The organism is Arthrobacter sp. UKPF54-2 (assembly GCF_007858535.1).
Lineage (GTDB): Bacteria > Actinomycetota > Actinomycetes > Actinomycetales > Micrococcaceae > Arthrobacter.
Genome location: NZ_CP040174.1, coordinates 3,474,416 through 3,495,377 on the forward strand (window position 1 = coordinate 3,474,416; position 20,962 = coordinate 3,495,377).

Sequence of the window (20,962 nt, forward strand, 5' to 3'; positions counted from 1 at the left end):
GTGCCTTTCCTTTGCCTCAGCGCGCGGTCAGGATGTCGTGGGCCTGGACAACGTCCAGTCGCATCTGCTCGACGAGCGCTTCAGGGCCACGGTACGCGACCATCCCGCGCAGCCGGGCGACAAACTCGACCACAACTGTCTGGCCGTAGAGATCGAAGTCCTCGACAGCCTCTTCCGGGCGGTCGATCACGTGCGCCTCGACCTGCCGGCTGACGCCGTCGAAGGTCGGGTTGGAGCCGACCGAAATGGCGGCCGGCCAGCGTGTGCCGGCCTGGTCGACGAGCCAGCCCGCGTAGATGCCGTCCGCGGGAATGTAGCCGGTGGCCTCGGCGGAAAGGTTGGCGGTGGGGAACCCGAGGTCGCGGCCGCGGGCTGCGCCGTGGACCACTTCGCCGCGCATCCGGTGCGGCCGGCCGAGGACGGCGGCGGCGGTGGCGACGTCGCCCTCCCGCAGGGCCTCCCGGACCCAGGACGAGGAGCAGCGGCGGTCCCCTGCCCCGCCGTCGTGGTCGGCGTCGTTGTGGCCGTGGAGCGGGTAGCCCTCGGAACCGAACTCGCTGATGACCTGGACGTCGAAGCCGAGCTTCTCCCCCAGCGCCTTCATGGTGTCCAGGTCCCCGGAATTGCCGCGGCCGAAGCGGGCGTCATGGCCGATCACCACGTGGCTGGCCTTAAGCGCGTCGACGAGCACGGAGGACACGAATTCCTCGGGCGTGAGGCTGGCCAGTTCCAGCGAATACTTCATCACCAGGACGGCATCCAGGCCCACCTCGCCGAGGGCAACAAGCTTGTCCTCCAGGCCCATGATCAGCTCGGGGGCGGAATCGGGGCGGTGCACCTGCGCCGGGTGCGGGTCGAAGGTGATGGCGACGGCGCGGGCATGGTTCAGGCGGGCGGTGCGGATGAGCTGCGAGAGGACCTGCTGGTGGCCGCGGTGCACGCCGTCGAAGTTGCCGAACGTGACCACGGACGGGCCGAAGTCCGCCGGGACTTCGGACGGATCGTTCCAGATGTGGACCATCTACCTCGCCTTTTGCTGCCTGCCATGAACTCCTCCGGAGGGGCAGGGCCGGCTCCGGAATTCTCTAAGATTACCCGCAATCGTCCCGGTTCCCGGACGACGGCGGAGGCGCCGGCGGCAGCCTTCCCGCCTCTCCCTCCCCCGCCGCGGGACACCGGGCTACGATGCAAGGGCATGCAGTTCGGCGCCGGCAATGCCGCCGGCTCCGCCACCAAGGTCCGCGGGAGCGCCCGCGGGTGAAGGAGAAGGCCATGACTGAGCTCCAAGACATCCTCGGGCAGATCCCTGTGGACCAGATCGCCGACATGCTCGGAACCGACCGGCAAAGCGCACAGGCCGCGGTGGAGGCCGCCGTGCCCACCCTGCTGGCCGGTCTGCACAACAATGCGCAGGCTCCGGAGGGCGCGGCGTCGCTGGAATCGGCGCTGGTACAGCACCAGGACGGTCTTGTCGACGGCGGCGTGGACGCGGCCCAGGTGGATACCGCCGACGGCGAGAAAATCGTGAACCACGTCTTCGGCGGCCGGCAGGACCAGGTGGCCAACCAGTTGGCCGGCACCGCACAGCTCGGCGGAGTCGGCGGCGACCTCGTCCGCAAACTCCTCCCCCTGCTGGCGCCCATCGTGATGTCCTACCTCGCTAACAAGGTCCTGGGCGGCCGCGGCCAGGCCGGCGCGGGCGGAAGCGGCAGCGGTGCCGGCGGCGGCCAGGCCGGTGCCGGCGGCATCGACCTCGGCGGCATCCTCGGCGGGATTCTCGGTGGCGCGGGAGGCGCCGGCGGCGGACTGGGCGATCTCCTGGGCGGCATGTTTGACGGCGGGCAGCAGCGGACCGCCAACGACGACGCCGCCGATGCCCGTGCCGCTGAGTCCGGCACCACGCCCGAGTCCCAGCCCCTCCCGCAGGGGCAGCCAGCCGACGGCGCGCCCCGGCCAGGTGAGCTGATCGACGTCGACCTTCCCGGGCAGCAGCCGGAAGACACGACGCAGGACCGGCAGGATGACCGGCGGAAGGGCGACGGCGGCCTCGGCGGCCTGCTGGGCGGTCTATTCGGCAAGAAATAGTCCCCTGCCCATTCGGTTGTCATCATCAACACGGCTACGAACCGCGTGATCGCCAATTTCCGGGTCGACGCGCGGGGCGAGCCGGTCCGCTGACAGGCGGGCTTTGAGCCCGGTGCCCGGCTACTTGGCGGCTTGCGGGTCCGCCTTGGGATCCGCCTGCGTGTCTGCCTGCGGGAGGCGCCGGAGCCACGCGTCGAGTTCGCGGGGATGGCGAAAGATCAGGACCTCGGCGGTGCCGGGGGCGCTCTGAAGTTCACGCATGACCCGCCGTTTGCGGCTGAAGGAGCGGAAGTGCCAGCCGATGATGGAGTCGGGGGCGAAGAGGCGGCCGAACGATTCCCGGTTCCCGTTGCAGACTTCCTCGCGGGCGACGACCCGGCGCACGGAGCGACGGATCAGCCGGAACAGCGAGAGCCAGCGCGGATAGTCCAGGCCCACGATGAGTTCCGGGCGCGGGACCACGAGGTCGCGCCACACGCCGTAGGCACTGTCGAGCACCCACTGGTCCTGGCCGGCGATGCGCGCCGCGAGCTCCCGCTGCTCTTCGGTGCTCGGTTGGCGCCAGCCCGGAAGCCAGCCGATGTCGTCGTCGGCGGAATACTCGGGCAGTCCGGTCCGCGCGGCATAGGCACGGGCGGCCGAGGACTTGCCGCTTCCGGTGACGCCGTAGAAGAGGACGCGCGAAGGGGCTGTGGGTGGGTTCCGTGGGTGCACGGGATTCAGCTTGCCACACGGGTTCGATGCCGGAGTTCACCATCTCCGCCGGCCGCGGTGTGTCCGACGTCGAGGCCTTGGCACTGTACGAATCCGTCGAGGGGTCCGCCTATACCCAGGACCCGGAGCAAGGCCCGGGTTTCACCGAGGGTGGAGATTTCAGTCCCGAACCGCTCCGGGTGTTCGCTCTGTTCCGTTAGCGACGGCGCTCCCCCGGAGGCCCGGGCGGCTACTTTCCATAGACCCCCTTCGCCACTGCGGCTATGGTTCGAGCATGCGCAGATTCGCGGGGATAACGACAATCGGCGTACTGCTGGTTGCGCTGCTCAGCGGTTGCTGGCTGCTGCCGGTCTCCCGCACGGATACCTGCGTTGATTGGGTCCGCTTCGAGACCATGCAGCAGCGCTTCGACCACGCCGGGGCGGTTCTGGTTGGCACCGCGCTGAAGCGGGACGGCGAGGTGCAGACCTACGGGTACCAGGCCAACGTGCATGTGGTGGAAGTGGAGCAAGTACTCAAGGGCAGCCTTGGCGAGGGTCCCGTCCGGATCGCGTCGATGCCGGTCACGTGCGGGGCGTCCTACCCCGACGGCGACCCGCTCGACGCCGGCGGCCGCCAGCTGTTGTTCCTCACGCAGCAGAACGGCGAATGGTTCACCATGACGCCGGACCAGGGCGCCGCTCCGTTCCCTGCGGGCACCCCGCTCCCCTTCACGACGGGCTGAGCCCCGACCGTCTCCTTGGCTCAGCCGACAGTGATCCTGATACCGGCGACCGCCCCGGTCCAGGCTGCCGTGGGGTCGCGGCGCCCCATCAGCTGGGCGCCGATGTACCCCTTCTGGAGCTGGATGACCTGTGTCTGGGTTCCGGAGCATTCGACTTCGAACATCTGGTAGTCGGTGCCGCCGGGGATCCCCTGGGAGAGGTAGATCTGGGCGCGCGGGATGCCGACGCACGCCGTGGTGACGGTGTAAGGTCCGGCAGCTGTGACGGTGGCGGCTTTACGGAAGCCGACGCCGGGCCCGTCGGCGGGGCCGGCGTCGGCCAGCAGGACTGATCCGGGGGCCGCGGCCAAGCGTTGTTCGAGTTCTGCGTAGTTGCGTGCTTCCGCGGCCAGCACGTCCGGGTCCTTCGCGGGAAGAGTTCGTGCGGGCCCAGGGCTCCCGTTCGCCGCCGTCGGCAGCGGATCCCCCTCGTCCTCGTACGCGCAGGCGGCCAGCCCGACGACCAACGTCACGCCCAACACGAACATCACAATGCCGCGGACGGTTTTTCTTCCCCCAAGACCAAGCATGTGGCCGAGTCTATGGCCCGCCTGCCAGATGGCAAGTCATCCGCCTGTGATCCTGCGCGACCCGGTACACCGAAACGTGGCTCCGGGACTCCGCGGTGAATTCGCTGCGGTCCCAATCCGCCCACCTGGATTCCAGCTCGAACCCGGCTAGCCGGGCCATGAGGTCCAGTTCGCTTGGCCAGATGTACCGGTGTGGCGTCCGTCCGATCCGCGCCTCCCGCCCCTCGGAGAGTTCCGCGCCGAACCGCACATGGTGCGAGACCACCTGCTGGTTCAGCACGTCGTACGTATCGACGAGCAGGTACCCGGGCCGGCTCATCTCAACCGTTCCACCGTGTCCGGGTGGCAACGATCTCAACTGCGGCACCCAGAGCTCAATCACGAAGCGGCCGCCGGGAGCCAGATGGCGGGCAGCGTTCTGGAAGCAGCGGACCTGCTCGTCCTGAGTCAGCAGGTTAGCGATGGTGTTGAACACTAGGATCGCCAGCGAGAAACCCTCGCCCGCCACGGCCTCCGTCATGTCGCCCTGAACGACTGGGATCTGATCCTCGGTCACCTTCTCGCGAAGGCGGGAGATCATTGCGTGGGACAGTTCGACGCCGGAGACCGGCACCCCTGCTTCGGACAGAGGGATGGCGACCCGGCCTGTGCCGATGGCAAACTCCACGGCCCGGCCGGCACCGGCCAGTTCTGCGAGGACCTCGACCGTGGAACCGATGACCTCGGGCGCGAACATCCCCTCTCCGGGGGTGTCGTAATGCTTCGCGGCCTCGGCGTCCCAGAGCTGCTGCTGGTTGATCATCCCGCCACTATTGCATCCGCTGCACGGGTTGCCTACGACCCGGGAACGGCGAGGCGACCAGGGAGAGCGGTAATCCTGCCCTGCTCATGTCTCTCCAGGTTCCGGCGGCCCGGTCGTGTGCCTCAGGAGCGGAAGTAGTGGTTGCGTCTGGGTGTCTGGTGGGGGTCGAGGTGGGGCGGCGGGATGAACCAGGGGATGCCGTTGCGGGGCTGGATGGTCCATTGTTCTTTGTGGATCAGGTGGTGATGGTGTGAACAGAGGAGTGTTCCGTTGTCGGTGCTGGTGGTGCCGGCGCGGGACCAGTAGGTGATGTGGTGGGCTTCGCACCAGGGGGCGGGGATGGTGCAGCCGGGGAAGGTGCAGCCTTGGTCGCGGGCGGTGATGGCTTTGCGGATGTGGGGCGGGAAGATGCGGGTGGTGCGGCCGACGTCCAGGACCCGGCCTTCGCTGCCGAGCAGGACGGGGATGATGTCGGCGTCGCAGGCGATTTTGCGGATGGTCGCGGCGGTGACCGGACCGGTGAACGCCATGGTGCCCGTGCCGGTGAAGCCGAAGGGGCCGGTGCCTGGTCCTCCGGCGTCCCCGGTCCCGTCCAACGTCGCAGCTTCCCCGGTGTCGGTCAGCCGGGTGAGGCGTTCGAGGAGGTCGCGGTAGTCGACGGTGACCATGACCTGGGGCCGGAGTCCGCCCGCGGCGGGGAGTCCGCCGGAGGCCATGGCAATCTTGCAGCCGCCGACGAGGCCGTCGAGGTGTTTCTGCGGCCGCGACCGCCGGTCCAGGACGTTCGGCACGAAACCCTCCACAGCCTCACTGCCGGCCGCGCCGTCCGGCGCGCTGCCGGCACCCGCGGCCCCCGAAGTTCGTGGGTTGGTGGCGGTGTTCATCACGGTCAGGAGGTGTTCGAACTGTTCGGTGGTGGCGAAGATTTCCAGGTGCTGCAGCCCGTGGCGGGGTTTGCGGATGAAGGCGCCCTGGAGCTGGCGGAGGACTTCCTCACTCGGTTCGGCGCCGTCCTGGTCGATCGCGTCGACCCAGCGCTTCGTGATCCGGGTCAGGAAGTCGGGGTCGTGTTCGGCCGCGGTGCGTGTCAGGGCGTGTTCCATCCGGGCGGCAGTCTCGGCGTCGCAGACGGGCCGGACCCGGCCCAAAGCGTGGGTGATGATGGTCGCGGACCGGGACGGAACGGCCCCGGCGGCCACGGCCGCGGCGAGTTCCGCGCGCACCGGCGGCAGCGGCTGCCCGGTCATTCCGGTGCGGGGCAACAGGTCCTGCGCCAGGGTGAGCCGGCGGTGGGCTTCGACGGCGCCGATCTGCAGCCGGTCCCGCAGGAACTCGGAGGTTTTGCGGTAGCCGTCATCGAGGGCCGGGGCGCCGTCGGCGGCTGCTTCCTTACGGGTGCGCTCCACTGCCCCGGCGGCGACGAGCTGCAGGTACTCAATGGCCCGGGAGATCTCCTCGACCTGGCCGGCGAACTCCGCCGCCTCGCCAAAACCCATCAGCGCCGCGTCCCCGGCCGCCGTCGCACAGAACCCGCGCAACTGCCCGAGCACGCTGTCCAGCGGCGGAACCCGGCGCCCCTCACCGTCCGGCGTGCCGGCCGGACGAACGATGAGAGCTGCACCGATTCCCATGACTCAATCCTGCCGGTGACCTACGACAAAAAGAGGTGCCGCTCCACGGGCTAGGACCTGTTCAGCGGCCGCAACCCGTCGCCATTCACCGTCCGGCCTGATGTCCGGTCGGGCGACGAGGGCTGCAGCGATTCCCATAACACCATCCTGCCCGTGACCTACGACAAAAAGAGGTTCCGCTCCAAAGGCTAGGACCCGTTCGGCGGCTGGCATGCGGGCGGAAACATCGTCCGGCCTGCCGGCCGGACTAACGATGAGAGCTGCACCGATTCCCATGACTCAATCCTGCCGGGCACCTACGACAAAAAGGGGTTCCGCTCCAAAGGCTAGGACCCGTCCGGCGGCTGGCATGCGGGCGGAAACATCGTCCGGCCTGCCGGCCGGACGGGCGATGAGAGCTGCACCGATTCCCATGACTCAATCCTGCCGGGGACCTACGACAATCAGGGCTGGCCCCGCACAGGCCGGGACGCGTTCAAATACGGGCCGCCGGCACGCAGGGGAAATAACCGTCCGGCCAGCTGGCCGGATGGGCAACCAGTAGGGCGCCCGAACGACTAAAGGGGGCTGCGGTGAGCCTCACAAACTCATTCTGGTACCGCCCCCAGACATTACGGGCCGATGCTACGTGCGGAGTCGGTCCCGGAGCATACGAACCGCAGAACTGGCAGACTAGCGGAATGGACAGCCCAGTCTCCCCGCAGCCGGCCGGAACGCCGCCCCGCAACGGACCGCAACAGGAATCACAGCAGGACGAGCCGCAGCACACGCCGCCTTTCGAACTCCGCCGCCCGCTGGGGCCCCGCGACCCTGGCGATGCCTGGGTGGACGGCGAGCACGGCCGCTTCTGGGGGCGCTTTGGGTCCGCGGGTTTGTTGGTACATGATGCCAACAAAGGCGTCCTGCTACAGCACCGGGCCATGTGGAGCGACAAAGGCGGAACATGGGGCCTTCCCGGCGGTGCCCTGCATCAGGGCGAAGACGCCGTGGCCGGCGCGCTCCGGGAGGCCAACGAGGAAGCCGCCGTTCCGCCGGCGGCGGTCCGCGTGCTGTTCACGTCGGTGTTTGACGTCGGGTACTGGTCCTACACGACGGTGGCGGCCCAGGTTATCGAGCCCTTCGAACCCGCCATCAGCGACCCGGAAAGCCTGGAATTGCAGTGGGTCGGCCTCGACGGCGTGGGCGACAAGGAACTCCACCCGGGGTTCGCGGCGGCCTGGCCCGCGCTGCGGCGCAGGCTTCTGGACCAGGCGGAGAACGTCCAAGGGCAACCGTACTAACGACGACGACGACGGCACCGCGCCGCCGTCGTCGTCCTGCGGGGTGCGCGTCGTTGAGGGACTGCTCCGGCGTACCGCTAAGAACCGGAACTGCTCAGAACCGGCCCGGGACCTCAAAGGCTGTCAGGATTCTGGCCAGATCGCGCTGCAGCGTGGTCCAGTCCTCCAGGTCCTCGGGGAGGGCATTGCACTCGATCTGGTGCGCGGCGGCCAGCGCGGCGCTGCCCGCCGGCGTCAGGGCGACGATGAACTGCCGCCGGTCCCGCTGGTCCCGGGTCCGGGAGACGAGGTCCGCATCTTCCAGCCGAGCCAAGACCCGGCCCAGGGACTGGCTTTGCACGGCGATCCTGCGCGCCAGTTGCTCCTGGTTCAGCGGGCCGCCTGCAAGACCTTGGAGGGCGATGACCGCGGCATGCGTCAGGCCAAGGGCCGCCAGCGCCTGGTCCTTTCGCCGCTCGACCACCCTGGCGGCCATGGACAGAAGCTGGTCTGTCCGCCACTTCCTGGCTTCCGGGCTGCGGCTCATGCTTGGCACCCGGTCCGGCGCCTTTTGGCTGCTCTTTTCGGTTCCCATGGTGCTCGGGGAACGGCGTTCACAATGCTCATGATGCCTCCCTCGCTCGGTGGACAAACGTGGGTGCGCCACTATCCGCGGTCGCACCTAGGTACTACAATAAGCATGCTTACTATGCATTTGGCAAGTCTGCTTACTATTATGCGCCGCGGGGCACGTCAAGGGCGGCCCGGTCCAGGGCTGACGGGCCGTGCGGGAGGGCTCTTTAGGAACGCCGGGGTGCGGGACGGCGGCGGTACAGCCAGATGAGGCCCAGGATCGGCAGCAGCAGCGGGATGAACCCGTACCCGCGGCCGAACAGGGACCAGACCGTCTCGTGCGGGAAATTGACCGCGTCGAAGAGGCTGAGGGCGCCGACCACCAGGACACCGATCAACTCGACGAGCACGGCCGTCACGGACACCTTGAACCAGATCCGGCCGGCCTTCGCGAGGGAAACAGTCGCGACGATGTAGACGACAGCGGCGAAGGCGGACAGCAGGTAGGCCAGCGGCGCCTCGGAGAATTTGGTGAGGATCTGGTATCCGGCCCGGGCCGTGGCCGAGAGGGCGAACACCGCGTAAACAGCGATCAGCAGCCGGCCCGGGCCGGTGTTGCGTGTGTCCCGCGGCGCCGAGACGCCGGCCGGGCCGCCGGACGAAGCGGCCGAAGTGGGCGCCGCGGCCGCAGCGGCGAGCGAAGCGTCAGTCGCGGCGGCGTCGCCCGCGCCCTGCTGTGAAGCCGTCATGTCCTTCTTTGCCTCTTCCATGTCAGTACCAGATCTGGTTCATTCGGGCCGCCATCACCAGGGCAGTGACGCCGACGGCGGCCAGCACAAAGTTGCTCCAGCGGGTGCGTTCCAGGATGGCCCAGTACACCGCGCCGACCGGAAGCATCAGCGCGGTGATGAGGTAGCCCCAGAACTCCCAGGGCTCCCCCGCGATCTGTTCCCCGGACGCGACCCGGACGATCGAGCCCACCAGGTAGACCAGCAGGGACAGTTCGACGGCGGCCACCGAGAGGATGGTGGCATCGTTCGGGGCCTTCTTCAGGATGCCGGCCCCGGCGCACAGGACGGTCGAAACCAGCCCCACCACCAGGATGATGTAGAAGTACGCGTCCACGGCTATCCCGCGGGCTTTTCGGCGTCAGGAGTCCCGGCGGCCGACTTCCCGGCGGCGGGATTCTCATTGTCCGGGGCAAAGACCAGCACGGGCTTGGCGTAGCTTCCGGCGTCGGCGAGCAGGGCCACCAGTGACCCGTCGGGTGCGAACGCGGCGGCCGGCTTTTCCGGCGTCGCGGCATCAGGGGTGCCGGCGGCGGCCCCGGCTGCGATCCGGCGGCCGAAGGAGAGTTCTGTGGTCTCCTCCGCGCTGAGCTCGCGGTTGGGCATCAGTGCCCGGGCGGCCTGGGACATCTCCAGGACCTGCAGTTCCTGGGCGAGTTGCTCCAGGGTGCGTGCCTGGTCCAGGGTGTAGGGCCCCACCTGGGTCCGGCGCAGGGCGGTGAGATGGCCGCCGACGCCGAGGGCGTCGCCGAGGTCGCGGGCGAGGGCACGGATGTAGGTGCCGGAGGAGCACTCGACGGTCACGTCCAGGTCCAGGGCTTCGCCGTCCTGGGCGCGGCGCAGTTCGTGGATGTCGAAGCGGTGGATCGTCACGGGCCGGGCGGCGAGCTTCACGTCCTCGCCGGAGCGGACGCGGGCATAGGCCCGCTCGCCGTTGACCTTGATGGCGCTGACGCTGCTCGGCACCTGCTGGATTTCGCCGGTCAGGGCGGCGACGCCGGCGCGGACACTGTCCTCGGTGACCGCGGCGGCACTGCGGGTGGCGGTGACCTCGCCCTCGGCGTCGTCCGTGACGGTTGATTCGCCGAGGCGGATGGTGGCGGTATAAGTCTTGGAGGTTCCCACGATGTAGGTCAGCAGGCGGGTCGCCTTGTTGATGCCGAGCACCAGCACGCCCGTCGCCATCGGGTCCAGCGTTCCAGCGTGGCCTACCTTCCGGGTACCGGCGATCCGCCGCATCCGTCCAACCACATCGTGGCTGGTCCAGCCTTGCGGCTTGTCCACTATCACCAGTCCAGAAAGCACGCCTCCAAGTATATCCGCGCCGGAGCTGCCTCCGGCGCGGATGCCGCCCGCCGCGGCCGTCCGCCGGGCGCGGCCGCCCGTGGGCCGCCGCCCGCCGGCCGCCCGCCCGCCGGCCGCGGACTAGGATGGCAGACATGCCAGAGCTTGCCGCCCACGTTCGCGATGTCCCCATCAACCAGATCCGCGAGATCACCGAGGCCGCCTGGCACACCCCGGGCGCGATTGTGCTGAGCATCGGCGAACCGGGCTTCGCCCTCCCCCGCCACATCCTCGAGGCGGGCATGGCGTGCCTGGACCGGGACGAGACCAACTACACCCCCAACGCCGGCATTCCGGCACTCCGGGAAGCCTTCGCTGCCCGTTTCCGGGAGCACAACGGGACCGACGTCGGCGCGGACCGGGTGTACGTCGTCGACGGCGCGCAGCAGGGCCTGCATTTCGCGATGAGCCTGCTGCTCTCCCCCGGCGATGAAATCCTGATCCCCAACCCCGGCTACCCGACGTTTGCGATGACCTCCAGCCTGCTGCACGCGGTCCCGGTCCGGTACCCGCTTTACCCGGACCACGACTTCCAGCCGCGGATCGAGGACATCGAAGCCCTCATCACGCCGCACACCAAGGTGCTGATCCTGAACTCACCGTCCAACCCGCTCGGGGCCGTGCTGAGCGAGGAGCTCACCCGCAGCCTGGTGGAGCTGGCCGTGGCGCACGACCTGTGGATCATCTCGGATGAATGCTACGAAGCGTTCACCTACGACGTCCCGCACGTCAGCCCGGCACGCTTCGACAGCGACGTACCCGGCGAGGCCCGGGTGTTCACCTCGCTGACCCTGTCCAAGACCTACGGGCTCACCGGACTGCGGATCGGGGCGCTAATCTGCCCGCCCGGACTCGAGCAGAAGATGAACAACGTGATGGAAGCGATCGTGTCCTGTGTCGCCTCACCCTCGCAGTACGCGGCGCTGGCGGCCCTGACCGGTCCGCAGGATTACGTCAGCCACGCCCAGGCGCACTACCGCGCCAACCGGGACGCGGCGTCCGCCGTCCTGGAAGCCAAGGGCATCCCGTTCCTCACCGCGCAGGGGGCGTTCTACCTCTGGGCCGACGTCTCGCACGTCAGCGGCGGTGACGTCCGGGCCTGGGTCCGGCGCTTCCTGGCGGACTCCGGGGTGTCCTTCGCCCCGGGGACCGCGTTCGGTTCCATCGGCGAGGGCTGGATCCGGATAGCGCTCTGCGGCGCCCAGGCCGACCTGGTGGAGGGTCTGGGCCGGCTTCCCGTCCGCGACGCGGCCGCCGGGTCCCTATCGCACGACCGCGCCAGGCAGTAGCCTGACCACACGCGGGTCCGCGGATTCACGCCGCGGACGCCGCCCGCGGCGCAAGGAGGAACCTCATGTGGTGGCAGGACTTGTTGTGGGGCGTCTGGAACGGAATCACGGCCTGGATTGTGCTGATTGCGCATGTGTTCGGGGCGTGGAATGAGTTCCCCTTCTACAACACGGGGCGGGCCGGGAACTGGTACGACTTCGGCTTCTTGCTGGGAATGGGTTCTCCGCTGCTCGGCAGCCTGGGACGAAGGCGGCGCTGACTCCCCGGCCGGTCCCCTGCGTCCGGCGCCGGTTCAGAGCCGGATCTCGTCTTCCGGCGACAGCTGCGGCCCCGGCGGAGCGGTGAAGGACATCTTGAGGATGAAATGACCCTCGGCGCAGTTCCGCGCAATGATCGCCCCGGCCTCCCCCGCCAGCTTCACGCCGAACTGCAGTTCCAGATGCTCGGGCGCCAGTTCCCGCATCACGTCCGCGGCGGCCCTCGCCGCCGGCCGTACGGCGGCCAGGGCATCTTCGAGCCTCCGGCCGGCATCGAGGATGCCGAGTTCGTTGCGGGCAGGCCGCTCGACGCCGAAGCTGCCTTCGTCGACCTCGACCAGCACCGTTCCGGACCCGACCTCGTAGCGCAGGATTTCCGTCATGGGTTGCTCCCTTCACGCCTGCCAGCCAGTGCCTCGTCCAGCCAGGTCCGCAGGGCGGCAGCCGGCGGCGCTCCGGTTTGCCGCGCAACCACTTTGCCGCCGGTGATCACCAGCATCGTGGGAATGGCCTGCACGTCGAAACGCCGGGAAAGGCCGGGCGACTTGTCGACGTCGACCTTAACGAGCTTGACCCGGCCGGCGCGTTCCGTCGCCAGCTTGTCCAGGACCGGGCTGACCATGCGGCACGGCCCGCACCATGCCGCCCAGAAGTCGACCAGGGCAGGAACCGGGGACTGCTCGGCGATGGGGGCGAAGTCCGCGTCGCCGGCCTCCACGATCCAGGGCAGGTCCCGGCGGCATTTGCCGCACCGCGGGTGGCCGGAGGCGTCAGCGGGAATGCGGTTGGTGGTGCCGCAGTGCGGACACTTGATGAGGGCAGCGGTCACGGCCGCTCACCGCCGTTCTGTTCACCCGCAGTCATGGTTCCATGAGACGCCCCGGCCCGGGCAGGGCATAGGGCCCAAAGTCCCCACGGGCGCGAACGGCCCTCAGACAGCACTGGCCGGGCCCGTTTCCGGGTCCGGCCAGGGCTGCTGGTGCTGGGCGCTACTTGTTGCTGTCCTCGTCGACGTCGCGGTCGACACTGAGGTCGGTGTCCTCTTCGTCGAAGTCGTCTTCGTCCAGCTCGACGTCCTCGGGGATGTCGCTCTTGTACGGGTCGGCGTCGCCGGCGTGCTTGGCGCTCGCCGCGAGGGCTGCCACCTCGGCGTCGCGCTTCTTGGCCTCCCGCAGCAGTTCCTCAAGGTTCGAGGCGACCACGGGGATCTGATCGGCGACGAACTCCAGCGTCGGCGTGAGCCGGACGGTGATGTTGCGGCCAACCTCCTGGCGCAGCACCCCCTTGGCCTTCTCCAACCCCTTTGCCGCGTCAGCCTGCGCCACCTCGTCGCCGAACACGGTGTAGTAAACCGTGGCGTGCTGCAGGTCGTTCGTCACCCGCGCATCGGTCACAGTGACGCCCTCCAGCCGCGGATCCTTCACCCTGCGGCCCAGCGCCTCGGCAACAACAACCTTAATCCGCTGCGCCAACTTGGCAGCCCGTGCGGGATCAGCCATTTCCACTCCTAAAAAATTTGGATGTACGACGACGCGCTAGCGGTCCACATACACCTGGGGTTTGGTGCCACGCGCCTAAGTCAAGCCTACGACGGACTCCCGTTGGATTTTTTCCGGCGGCCTGGGAGTGGCATCGGGCCTGCCGGAGCTGGGCGGCCGACGTCGTCAGACGTTGGCCGCCCAGCGCAGGGGCGGGGCCGCCGGAAAAATCCAACGGCCCCGCACCTGTGTAACGCTAGCTCAGACTAGACGCGCGGCTTTTCGCGCATCTCGAAGGTCTCGATGATGTCACCCTCGTTGATGTCGTTGTACGAGCCAAGACCGATACCACACTCGAAGTCCGTGCGGACCTCGGTGGCGTCGTCCTTGAAGCGCTTGAGCGTCTCAACGGTGAGGTTGTCGCCGATGATCTTGCCGTCGCGGCTGATGCGGGCCTTGGCGTTGCGCCGGATAACACCGGAGCGGACGATCGAGCCTGCAATGTTGCCGAACTTGGAGGAACGGAACACTTCGCGGACCTCGGCGGTGCCAAGCTGGACCTCTTCGTACTCCGGCTTGAGCATGCCCTTGAGGGCTGCTTCGATGTCATCGATTGCTGCGTAGATGACGGAGTAGAAGCGCATGTCCACGCCTTCGCGGTCTGCCAGTTCGGCAACACGCTCGGCGGGCTTGACGTTGAAGCCGATGATGACGGCGGAGTCGACCGTGGCCAGGTTGACGTCGTTCTGGGTGATCGCACCGACACCGCGGTGGATAACGCGGAGCTGGACACCCTCGCCGACGTCGATCTTGAGCAGCGCGTCCTCGAGGGCTTCCACGGCACCGGACACGTCACCCTTGAGGATGAGGTTGAGGGTGTCGATCTTGCCATCGGCGACGGCCTGGTCGAAGTCTTCCAGGCTGATGCGCTTGCGGCGCTTGGCCAGGGCGGCGTTGCGGTCGGCGGCTTCACGCTTCTCGGCGATCTGGCGGGCGGTGCGCTCGTCAGCGGTCACGAAGAAGGTGTCGCCGGCGCGCGGCACGTTGGACAGACCCAGGACCTGCACGGGGCGGGACGGGCCAGCCTCGGTCAGGGCGCTGCCGTCGTCGTCGAACATCGCACGGACGCGGCCGTGGGCCGTGCCTGCGACGATCGTGTCGCCGACGTGCAGGGTGCCGGACTGAACCAGGACGGTAGCAACCGCGCCGCGGCCCTTGTCCAGGTTGGCTTCAATCGCGATACCGCGGGCGTCCTTGTTCGGGTTGGCGCGCATGTCCAGGGCTGCGTCCGCGGTGAGCAGGACAGCCTCGAGCAGCTCGTCGATGTTGAGGTTCTGGCGGGCAGAGACCTCCACGAACATGGTGTCGCCACCGTACTCTTCCGGAACCAGGCCGTACTCGGTCAGCTGGCCGCGGACCTTGTCCGGGTTGGCGCCTTCCTTGTCGATCTTGTTCACGGCCACGACGATCGGCACGTTGGCCGCCTGGGCGTGGTTGAGGGCCTCAATGGTCTGCGGCATCACACCGTCATCGGCTGCCACCACGAGGATGGCGATGTCGGTGACCTTCGCACCACGGGCACGCATGGCGGTGAACGCCTCGTGGCCCGGGGTGTCGATGAAGGTGATCTTGCGATCGGTGCCTTCGTGGTTGTGCGTTACCTGGTAGGCACCGATGTGCTGCGTGATGCCGCCGTGCTCGCCGGCCATAACGTCCGACTTGCGGATGGCATCGAGCAGCCGGGTCTTACCGTGGTCAACGTGACCCATAACGGTGACAACCGGAGGACGTGCCTCGAGTTCCTCGTCGCCTTCGGCTTCCAGTTCGGCGTCGAAGTCGATGTCGAAACCGGAGAGCAGCTCGCGCTCTTCGTCTTCCGGGGACACAACCTGGAGCTTGTAGCCAAGCTCCTCGCCGAGCAGGGCGAAGGTCTCTTCATCCAGCGACTGGGTGGCCGTGGCCATTTCGCCGAGGTGGAAGAGGACCGTCACCAGTGCTGCGGGGTTTGCCTCGATCTTGTCGGCAAAGTCCGTGATGGACGAGCCGCGGCGGAGCCGGACGACGGTGTTGCCGTCGCCGCGGGGTACGCTCACGCCACCCAGCGACGGAGCACTCATCTGCTCGAGTTCCTGGCGCTTGGCACGCTTCGACTTGCGCTGCTTGCCACGGCCTGCGCCGCCCTTACCGAAGGCACCCTGGGTGCCGCCGCGGCCGCGGCCGCCCTTGCCGAAGCCACCACCGGCCGGAGCGCCGCCACCGGCACCGGGAGCACCGGTACCTGGAGCGCCACCCGGACGGCCCGGGCCACGGCCGCCGCCGCCGGGACGGCCTGCACCAGCGGGTGCGGGACGTTCGGTGCGGTTGGGCATCATGCCGGGGGTCGGACGGTTTCCGCCGGCGCCGGGACGGGCGCCGGGTGCGCCGGCCGGACGCGGAGCGCCCGGACGTGCGCCGGCAGCGCCGGCCGGACGGGGAGCGCCCGGACGGGGACCGCCGGGGCCTGCTGCGGGACGCGGGCCGCCGGGGCGTTCACCCTCGGTGCGGCTTCCGCCCGGACGCGGCATGCCCTGGGAAGGTGCGAACGGGTTGTTGCCCGGACGCGCGCTGCGTTCGTTGTCGCCGCCGCGGCCGCGGGGCATGCCCTGCGACGTGGCGAACGGGTTGTTGCCGGGGCGCGGGCCACCCGGACGCGGTGCCGAGCCGCCCTGGCGTGCCGGAGCAGCCGGGGTCTCAGCCTTCGGAGCCGGACGTGCGCCAGGCTTTGCGCCAGCGGACGGGGCCGCCGGCGCCTCGGCAGCCGGTGCGGCGGCAGGGGCTGCGGCCGGAGCCGAAGCGGCCGGAGCGGGCGCCGGAGCTTCAGCCTTGGTTTCGGCGGCCTTCGGCGCAGCCGGGGCCGGCGCGGGCGCCGGTGCTGAAGCTGCGGGGCTGGCCTTGGGGGCGGACGCGGGCGCTTCGGACTTCGGAGCGGCGGGCGCGTCGGGGTAGGCGTTGCGGAGTTTCCGCACCACCGGGGCCTCAATGGTGGAAGAGGCGGAGCGAACGAATTCGCCCAGTTCCTGCAGTTTGGTTACTGCATCTTTGGAAGTGATACCGAGCTCTTTAGCAAGCTCATGTACGCGGACCTTGGCCACATTTCTCCTGTCTCGGTCCGCACCGAGCCAGGCACGAACCGTCTACTTCTTACTGCGGGCCTCCGCCGCGAGTGCAGCTGAAAGGCCCATTGCAGAGCGCAACAAAGTTGTCATCGTTGCGCACTCATCGCTGGGAACTCATCGGGTTTCCATCAGTTTTCTGACCCGCTTTCAGGTTGGACGGTTGTTGCTGCGGCCACCGGGGTGCCCGCTGCTTGCGTGCCTGCCAGGATCCGGCGCTCGACGTCGGCGGTTCCGGAGGCCCCGTTGAGGGCGCGTCCGAACGCTCGACGTTTGACCGCCAGTGCCAGGCACTTTTCGCTGGGGTGCAGCCATGCTCCCCTGCCAGCCATCCGGCGTCGTTCATCGACCACAACAGCGGACGAACCGCTGGCGCCGGCGACGAGCCGGAGAAGCTCCGACCGCGAACCCTTTTGCCGGCATCCGATGCAGGTACGCTGCGGCTGATCCTCGAGGTGTTGCACTGGTGCCACGTCCGAGTATCTTCCTGCCTGTACCTGACTGCCTGCCCGAGGGCACGCGGACACCGGCCCTTAGGCGCGGTCATGTCTATTCTAGCCCCTCCGGCGCCCGGACCCCGAACTGGCGGGGATTCCGGGGCCGGCGTACGGGGCCTGAGGTGTGGCCTATTTGTCGCGGTTCTCCGCGGCGTCGGAGACGATGTCGATCCGCCAACCGGTGAGCTTGGCGGCCAGGCGGGCGTTCTGGCCTTCCTTGCCGATGGCGAGGGAGAGCTGGTAGTCCGGCACGACCACGCGGGCGGACCGGGCGGCCTCGTCCGTGATGGTGACCGAATTCACGCGCGACGGCGAGAGCGCACTGGCGATGAACGTCGCCGGATCGTCGCTGTAGTCCACGATGTCGATCTTTTCGTCGTTCAGCTCGGTCATCACGGCGCGGACCCGGGAGCCCATCTCGCCGATGCAGGCGCCCTTGGCGTTGATGCCGGGGGTGTTCGCCTTGACCGCGATCTTGGTGCGGTGGCCGGCTTCGCGGGCCAGGGCCACAATCTCGACCGACCGGTCCGCGATCTCCGGGACCTCCAGTTCGAAGAGCTTCCGCACGAGGCCGGGGTGGGACCGGGAGAGGGTGATGGAGGGGCCCTTGGTGCCGCGGTGCACGTCGATCACGAACGCCCGGAGCCGGTTGCCGTGGGTGTACTTCTCGCCAGGTACCTGCTCGGGCGGGGGCAGCAGCGCCTCCACGGTTCCGAGGTTGACCTGGATCATGTGCGGGTTGTTGCCCTGCTGGATGGTGCCGGCAACGAGTTCGCCCTCGCGGCCCTTGAACTGGCCCAGCACGTTGTCGTCCTCGGCGTCGCGCAGGCGCTGCAGGATGATCTGCCGCGCGGTGCTCGCCGCGATCCGTCCGAACCCGGCCGGGGTGTCCTCGAATTCGCCGATGGGGGCGCCGTCGTCGTCGATCTCGGTGGCCCAGATGGTCACGTGGCCGCTCTTGCGGTCCAGCTCCGCCCGGGCCTTCTCGAAGGCGCCCGGCGTCTTGTGGTAGGCCACCAGGAGGGCCTGCTCGATGGTCGGAATCAGGAGATCCAGCGGGATTTCGCGCTCACGCTCCAGGAGTCTCAGTGCGCTCATGTCAATATCCATTAGGCCTCCTCGGAAGGTCCATTGTCGTTCTCCAGACCGGCCTCTTCGAGGTGGCTGAACTCTATCTCGACTTTTCCGCTGCGGATCCTGTCGAAAGGAAGCTTGACGGGATCGCCCTGCTTGGGCTTCATCCCCTTTTTGACGGTCAGTTCCGGGACCAGGGTCACGCCGCCGTCGTCCACGGACTGGATACGGCCGGTAACGTTGTCGCCCTGGATCACGTTGACCGTGACGAGGCGTCCGCGGGCACGGTGCCAGTGCCGCTCCTCGGTGAGCGGTCGGCCGACGCCGGGCGAGGACACCTCAAGATCGTAGGGCCGCGAGTCGGTGCTCGGGTCGTTGTCCAGGATGTCCGAGAGGGTCTTGGAGATCTCGGCGATGACGTCGAGGCTGACGCCTCCGGTTTCCTCTTGCGGCAGGTCCACCACCACGTGGACCACGCGGTTGGCCCCGGCAACGTGGATCGAAACGTCCTCCAGGTACAGCCGGTTGGCCAGGACCGCAGGCTCGAGGAGCGCGTACAGGCGCTCGGCCTCCAGATTGTGAGCGGGTGCGGCTTCAGCCTTCCCCGTCCCGGTCCGGTCTGTTGAAGTCGTGGCTTCTGCGTTGGTCATGATGCCGCCCGCCTCCCGCTAGATGATGTTGTGTCTACTAGCCTAGCGATATTCCCGGCGCCGTGGTGCATGGAGTTCCCGGCCGAGCTGCCAACCATGACAACATGGTCTGTTGTGAAAGACGACAGCAGGGAAAATCGACGGCGGGCCCGGCTGCCCCGGCACCTCCCCCGCCTCGCCCTCCTCGCCTGCCTCGCCCTTGTAGTGATCAGCCTGGGCATGGTGTTGCAGCCCGGAAAACCGCAGGAACCGCAGGAACCGCCGCCCTCCGAGCGCGCCCGTGCCGCGGCCCTGGCCGATGCCCTGCAGCTGAAGGCCGCCGGCGAACAGCTCGGCGCTGCCCCTTCCGACCCCGCCATTGCCGCCCCGGCGGCCGCCGCGCTGCCCGCCGTGACGCGCACTGTGAGTTTGCTGACAACGCAGGCCCGGGCCCTGCTGCCCGGCCCGGTGCAGGCTGCCCAACCGGCGCCGACTACTTCGGCGCCGACCGCATCAGCGCCGGCCACCGTCACCAACCTGGTTGCAGACCTCGCACGCAGCGGTCGGCAGCGGCTCACCGATGCGGCCGCGGCCGACGGCGGAATGGCCCGGCTACTGGCCGCCGTCGGGACCGGGCAACTACTGCAGTCCTCCTCGCTTGCCGCCGCGGCCGGTATTCCGGACCCGGCGGCCGGACTGCCGGACCTTGGCCCGGCCGCCGCGGCCACTGCCGGACCGTCCTGCCCGGCCGCGCCGGCGTCGGCCGGGGCGCCCGGCGGCAGCGGCGCCGGCACCGGCGCGGACGGGAATGCGGGCCTGCCCGGCGCCCTCGCGGCCCTCATCCGCACCGAACTGGAAACCGTCTACGACTACCAGGTGGCGCTGACCCGGCTGGACGGCGCAGCAGCGAAGACAGCCGCCGAGGACCTCGCACGGCACGAGGCACTCGTCGCCGGCGCGGAATCCCTGAGCCGCGCGCACTGCGCCCCGATCCCGCCACGGGAAGCCGGCTACGCCCTGGACCCTGCGTTCCTGGCCTCCCCCGGACCCGGGTTGGCTGCGCTGGAGACCGCCGCGCTGCCGGCCTACGGCGATCTGGTGGCTTTCAGCGACGGTGACACCCGGCGGTGGGCCATCACCGGGCTCGTGGCTGCCGCACGACGGGCCGCGTTTTGGGGCGCCACCACTGACGCGGTTCCGGGACTGGCCGCCGATCCGGCGACGTTCCCCACCCTGCCCTCCGGCTGAGCGCGCTTGCGCTGACAAGACCTCCGGGCAAGGTCAGGCTTATTGTGCTTAGCCTTCCAATACTGGTCAGCCGCGTCCGCCAATGATTTGCTGTACTCATGGAAACCAGCGGCGCAGCAACCCTTCATGACAACGAACCCCACCGCAACGACATCGCGCACCGGCTGAACTGGCTCCGCGCCGGCGTGCTGGGTGCCAATGACGGCATTGTCTCGGTCGCCGCCATCGTGGTCGGCGTCGCCGGTGTCACCACCGATTCGGGCCCCATCCTGATCGCCGGCGCTGCCGGCGTCGTGGGGGGCGCCATCTCGATGGCGCTGGGCGAATACGTCTCCGTGAGCAGCCAGAAGGACAGCCAGCAGGCCCTGATCGAGAAGGAGCGCCGGGAACTGGCCGAGCAGCCCGAGGAGGAACTCGCCGAACTCGCCGCCATCTACCAGGGCAAGGGACTCAGCCAGGAGACCGCCCACCGGGTGGCCACGGAACTGACCGCGCACGATGCCCTCGGCGCGCATTTGTCGGCCGAACTCCACATCGACGAGACGGACATCGTCAGCCCCTGGCATGCGGCCTTCGCCTCCGCCATGGCCTTCCTGGTCGGCGCCATCCTGCCCATGCTCGCCATCCTGCTCCCGCCGGAGAACATCCGCGTCCCGCTGACCTTCGTGGCGGTGCTGGTGGCCCTCGCGGCGACCGGTGCCATCGGCGCCTGGATCGGCGGCGGCTCCAAGATGAAGGCGGCCGTCCGGGTGGTGATCGGTGGCGCCGCCGCACTGGTGGCGACCTTCCTGATCGGCAGCTGGCTGGGTGCCAGCGGGGTCGTCGCCTAAGCGGAAACTACGCTGGAG

General features: G+C 68.8%; 24 protein-coding genes. 8 read left to right on the forward strand and 16 right to left on the reverse strand.

What is annotated here, in order from left to right; all coding sequences use genetic code 11:
- Positions 1-16: 16 nt before the first annotated feature.
- Positions 17-1,021 (reverse strand): bifunctional riboflavin kinase/FAD synthetase, encoded by a 1,005-nt coding sequence (locus tag E7Y32_RS15975; protein ID WP_146337983.1) that lies wholly within the window; start codon positions 1,019-1,021, stop codon positions 17-19.
- 251 nt (positions 1,022-1,272) lie between these two features.
- Between E7Y32_RS15975 and E7Y32_RS15980 the strand changes: the two genes are divergently transcribed.
- The gene (locus E7Y32_RS15980) at positions 1,273-2,085 is read left to right on the forward strand and encodes a DUF937 domain-containing protein (RefSeq protein ID WP_146337984.1); all 813 of its coding nucleotides are present in this window, start codon (positions 1,273-1,275) and stop codon (positions 2,083-2,085) included.
- 120 nt (positions 2,086-2,205) lie between these two features.
- On the opposite strand, the gene E7Y32_RS15985 is transcribed toward E7Y32_RS15980, so the two are convergent.
- Positions 2,206-2,799, reverse strand: a complete 594-nt coding sequence (locus E7Y32_RS15985; protein ID WP_146337985.1) for an adenylate kinase — start codon at positions 2,797-2,799, stop codon at positions 2,206-2,208.
- 26 nt (positions 2,800-2,825) lie between these two features.
- Here E7Y32_RS15985 and E7Y32_RS16310 point away from each other — a divergent pair, with 26 nt between their 5' ends.
- Positions 2,826-2,999: a hypothetical protein gene (locus E7Y32_RS16310; protein ID WP_186467003.1), complete on the forward strand. Its 174-nt coding sequence runs from the start codon at positions 2,826-2,828 to the stop codon at positions 2,997-2,999.
- Positions 3,000-3,073: 74 nt separating this feature from the next.
- Positions 3,074-3,523: a hypothetical protein gene (locus E7Y32_RS15990; protein ID WP_146337986.1), complete on the forward strand. Its 450-nt coding sequence runs from the start codon at positions 3,074-3,076 to the stop codon at positions 3,521-3,523.
- A gap of 20 nt (positions 3,524-3,543) precedes the next feature.
- Here the strand turns inward: E7Y32_RS15990 and E7Y32_RS15995 are convergent, their stop codons facing one another.
- The 3 genes from E7Y32_RS15995 to E7Y32_RS16005 form a co-directional block, all read right to left on the reverse strand.
- The gene (locus E7Y32_RS15995) at positions 3,544-4,092 is read right to left on the reverse strand and encodes a hypothetical protein (protein WP_261382483.1); all 549 of its coding nucleotides are present in this window, start codon (positions 4,090-4,092) and stop codon (positions 3,544-3,546) included.
- A gap of 10 nt (positions 4,093-4,102) precedes the next feature.
- Entirely contained in the window at positions 4,103-4,894 is a 792-nt protein-coding gene (locus tag E7Y32_RS16000; RefSeq protein WP_146337987.1) for a bifunctional 2-polyprenyl-6-hydroxyphenol methylase/3-demethylubiquinol 3-O-methyltransferase UbiG, read from the reverse strand.
- A gap of 122 nt (positions 4,895-5,016) precedes the next feature.
- Positions 5,017-6,525: an HNH endonuclease signature motif containing protein gene (locus tag E7Y32_RS16005; protein ID WP_146337988.1), complete on the reverse strand. Its 1,509-nt coding sequence runs from the start codon at positions 6,523-6,525 to the stop codon at positions 5,017-5,019.
- A gap of 680 nt (positions 6,526-7,205) precedes the next feature.
- Here E7Y32_RS16005 and E7Y32_RS16010 point away from each other — a divergent pair.
- On the forward strand, positions 7,206-7,805 hold the full coding sequence (locus E7Y32_RS16010) for an NUDIX domain-containing protein (protein ID WP_146337989.1): 600 nt from the start codon (positions 7,206-7,208) through the stop codon (positions 7,803-7,805).
- 94 nt (positions 7,806-7,899) lie between these two features.
- Here the strand turns inward: E7Y32_RS16010 and E7Y32_RS16015 are convergent, their stop codons facing one another.
- The 4 genes from E7Y32_RS16015 to truB form a co-directional block, all read right to left on the reverse strand.
- On the reverse strand, positions 7,900-8,331 hold the full coding sequence (locus E7Y32_RS16015) for a MarR family winged helix-turn-helix transcriptional regulator (RefSeq protein WP_146337990.1): 432 nt from the start codon (positions 8,329-8,331) through the stop codon (positions 7,900-7,902).
- Positions 8,332-8,584: 253 nt separating this feature from the next.
- The gene (locus E7Y32_RS16020) at positions 8,585-9,106 is read right to left on the reverse strand and encodes a hypothetical protein (RefSeq protein WP_261382484.1); all 522 of its coding nucleotides are present in this window, start codon (positions 9,104-9,106) and stop codon (positions 8,585-8,587) included.
- A gap of 22 nt (positions 9,107-9,128) precedes the next feature.
- Positions 9,129-9,482 carry a hypothetical protein gene (locus tag E7Y32_RS16025; RefSeq protein WP_146337991.1) on the reverse strand — a complete coding sequence of 118 codons (354 nt, stop codon included), beginning with the start codon at positions 9,480-9,482 and terminating at the stop codon, positions 9,129-9,131.
- A 2-nt stretch (positions 9,483-9,484) separates the two neighbouring features.
- Positions 9,485-10,450, reverse strand: a complete 966-nt coding sequence (gene truB, locus E7Y32_RS16030; RefSeq protein WP_146337992.1) for a tRNA pseudouridine(55) synthase TruB — start codon at positions 10,448-10,450, stop codon at positions 9,485-9,487.
- Between the two features lie 134 nt (positions 10,451-10,584).
- Here truB and E7Y32_RS16035 point away from each other — a divergent pair, with 134 nt between their 5' ends.
- Positions 10,585-11,778, forward strand: coding sequence for a pyridoxal phosphate-dependent aminotransferase (locus E7Y32_RS16035; RefSeq protein WP_186467004.1), 1,194 nt, complete (start codon positions 10,585-10,587; stop codon positions 11,776-11,778).
- A gap of 65 nt (positions 11,779-11,843) precedes the next feature.
- Positions 11,844-12,038 carry a hypothetical protein gene (locus E7Y32_RS16040; protein ID WP_146337994.1) on the forward strand — a complete coding sequence of 65 codons (195 nt, stop codon included), beginning with the start codon at positions 11,844-11,846 and terminating at the stop codon, positions 12,036-12,038.
- 33 nt (positions 12,039-12,071) lie between these two features.
- Here the strand turns inward: E7Y32_RS16040 and E7Y32_RS16045 are convergent, their stop codons facing one another.
- The 7 genes from E7Y32_RS16045 to rimP all read right to left on the reverse strand — a co-directional run bounded on the left by E7Y32_RS16045 (position 12,072) and on the right by rimP (position 18,887).
- The gene (locus E7Y32_RS16045; protein ID WP_146337995.1) at positions 12,072-12,419 is read right to left on the reverse strand and encodes a CU044_2847 family protein; all 348 of its coding nucleotides are present in this window, start codon (positions 12,417-12,419) and stop codon (positions 12,072-12,074) included.
- Positions 12,416-12,865, reverse strand: a complete 450-nt coding sequence (gene trxA, locus E7Y32_RS16050; protein ID WP_146337997.1) for a thioredoxin — start codon at positions 12,863-12,865, stop codon at positions 12,416-12,418. Before trxA ends, E7Y32_RS16045 begins: the two co-directional genes overlap by 4 nt.
- Positions 12,866-13,025: 160 nt before the next feature.
- Positions 13,026-13,535, reverse strand: coding sequence for a 30S ribosome-binding factor RbfA (rbfA, locus tag E7Y32_RS16055; protein WP_146337999.1), 510 nt, complete (start codon positions 13,533-13,535; stop codon positions 13,026-13,028).
- A 245-nt stretch (positions 13,536-13,780) separates the two neighbouring features.
- Positions 13,781-16,645: a translation initiation factor IF-2 gene (infB, locus tag E7Y32_RS16060; protein ID WP_146338001.1), complete on the reverse strand. Its 2,865-nt coding sequence runs from the start codon at positions 16,643-16,645 to the stop codon at positions 13,781-13,783.
- A gap of 152 nt (positions 16,646-16,797) precedes the next feature.
- Positions 16,798-17,193 carry a YlxR family protein gene (locus tag E7Y32_RS16065; protein WP_146338003.1) on the reverse strand — a complete coding sequence of 132 codons (396 nt, stop codon included), beginning with the start codon at positions 17,191-17,193 and terminating at the stop codon, positions 16,798-16,800.
- 99 nt (positions 17,194-17,292) lie between these two features.
- Complete coding sequence (nusA, locus tag E7Y32_RS16070) at positions 17,293-18,273, reverse strand: transcription termination factor NusA (protein WP_146338005.1); 981 nt, start codon at positions 18,271-18,273, stop codon at positions 17,293-17,295.
- A complete protein-coding gene (rimP, locus tag E7Y32_RS16075; protein WP_146338007.1) occupies positions 18,273-18,887 on the reverse strand; it encodes a ribosome maturation factor RimP in 615 nt (204 codons plus the stop codon). The genes nusA and rimP overlap by 1 nt, the downstream gene beginning before the upstream one ends.
- A 114-nt stretch (positions 18,888-19,001) precedes the next feature.
- Between rimP and E7Y32_RS16080 the strand changes: the two genes are divergently transcribed.
- Together E7Y32_RS16080 and E7Y32_RS16085 are read left to right on the forward strand one after the other, a co-directional pair.
- Positions 19,002-20,114, forward strand: a complete 1,113-nt coding sequence (locus E7Y32_RS16080; RefSeq protein ID WP_186467006.1) for a ferritin-like domain-containing protein — start codon at positions 19,002-19,004, stop codon at positions 20,112-20,114.
- Positions 20,115-20,212: 98 nt separating this feature from the next.
- Positions 20,213-20,944, forward strand: coding sequence for a VIT family protein (locus E7Y32_RS16085; protein ID WP_146338011.1), 732 nt, complete (start codon positions 20,213-20,215; stop codon positions 20,942-20,944).
- Positions 20,945-20,962 lie beyond the last annotated feature (18 nt).

Coding starts and splice junctions, on each gene's coding strand:
- E7Y32_RS15975 (WP_146337983.1), bottom strand. CDS start 1,021: ATGGTCCACATCTGGAACGATCCGTCCGAAGTCCCGGCGGACTTCGGC.
- E7Y32_RS15980 (WP_146337984.1), top strand. CDS start 1,273: ATGACTGAGCTCCAAGACATCCTCGGGCAGATCCCTGTGGACCAGATC.
- E7Y32_RS16310 (WP_186467003.1), top strand. CDS start 2,826: ATGCCGGAGTTCACCATCTCCGCCGGCCGCGGTGTGTCCGACGTCGAG.
- E7Y32_RS15990 (WP_146337986.1), top strand. CDS start 3,074: ATGCGCAGATTCGCGGGGATAACGACAATCGGCGTACTGCTGGTTGCG.
- E7Y32_RS15995 (WP_261382483.1), bottom strand. CDS start 4,092: ATGCTTGGTCTTGGGGGAAGAAAAACCGTCCGCGGCATTGTGATGTTC.
- E7Y32_RS16000 (WP_146337987.1), bottom strand. CDS start 4,894: ATGATCAACCAGCAGCAGCTCTGGGACGCCGAGGCCGCGAAGCATTAC.
- E7Y32_RS16005 (WP_146337988.1), bottom strand. CDS start 6,525: ATGGGAATCGGTGCAGCTCTCATCGTTCGTCCGGCCGGCACGCCGGAC.
- E7Y32_RS16010 (WP_146337989.1), top strand. CDS start 7,206: ATGGACAGCCCAGTCTCCCCGCAGCCGGCCGGAACGCCGCCCCGCAAC.
- E7Y32_RS16015 (WP_146337990.1), bottom strand. CDS start 8,331: ATGAGCCGCAGCCCGGAAGCCAGGAAGTGGCGGACAGACCAGCTTCTG.
- E7Y32_RS16020 (WP_261382484.1), bottom strand. CDS start 9,106: ATGACGGCTTCACAGCAGGGCGCGGGCGACGCCGCCGCGACTGACGCT.
- E7Y32_RS16035 (WP_186467004.1), top strand. CDS start 10,585: ATGCCAGAGCTTGCCGCCCACGTTCGCGATGTCCCCATCAACCAGATC.
- E7Y32_RS16040 (WP_146337994.1), top strand. CDS start 11,844: ATGTGGTGGCAGGACTTGTTGTGGGGCGTCTGGAACGGAATCACGGCC.
- E7Y32_RS16045 (WP_146337995.1), bottom strand. CDS start 12,419: ATGACGGAAATCCTGCGCTACGAGGTCGGGTCCGGAACGGTGCTGGTC.
- rbfA (WP_146337999.1), bottom strand. CDS start 13,535: ATGGCTGATCCCGCACGGGCTGCCAAGTTGGCGCAGCGGATTAAGGTT.
- nusA (WP_146338005.1), bottom strand. CDS start 18,273: ATGGATATTGACATGAGCGCACTGAGACTCCTGGAGCGTGAGCGCGAA.
- rimP (WP_146338007.1), bottom strand. CDS start 18,887: ATGACCAACGCAGAAGCCACGACTTCAACAGACCGGACCGGGACGGGG.
- E7Y32_RS16085 (WP_146338011.1), top strand. CDS start 20,213: ATGGAAACCAGCGGCGCAGCAACCCTTCATGACAACGAACCCCACCGC.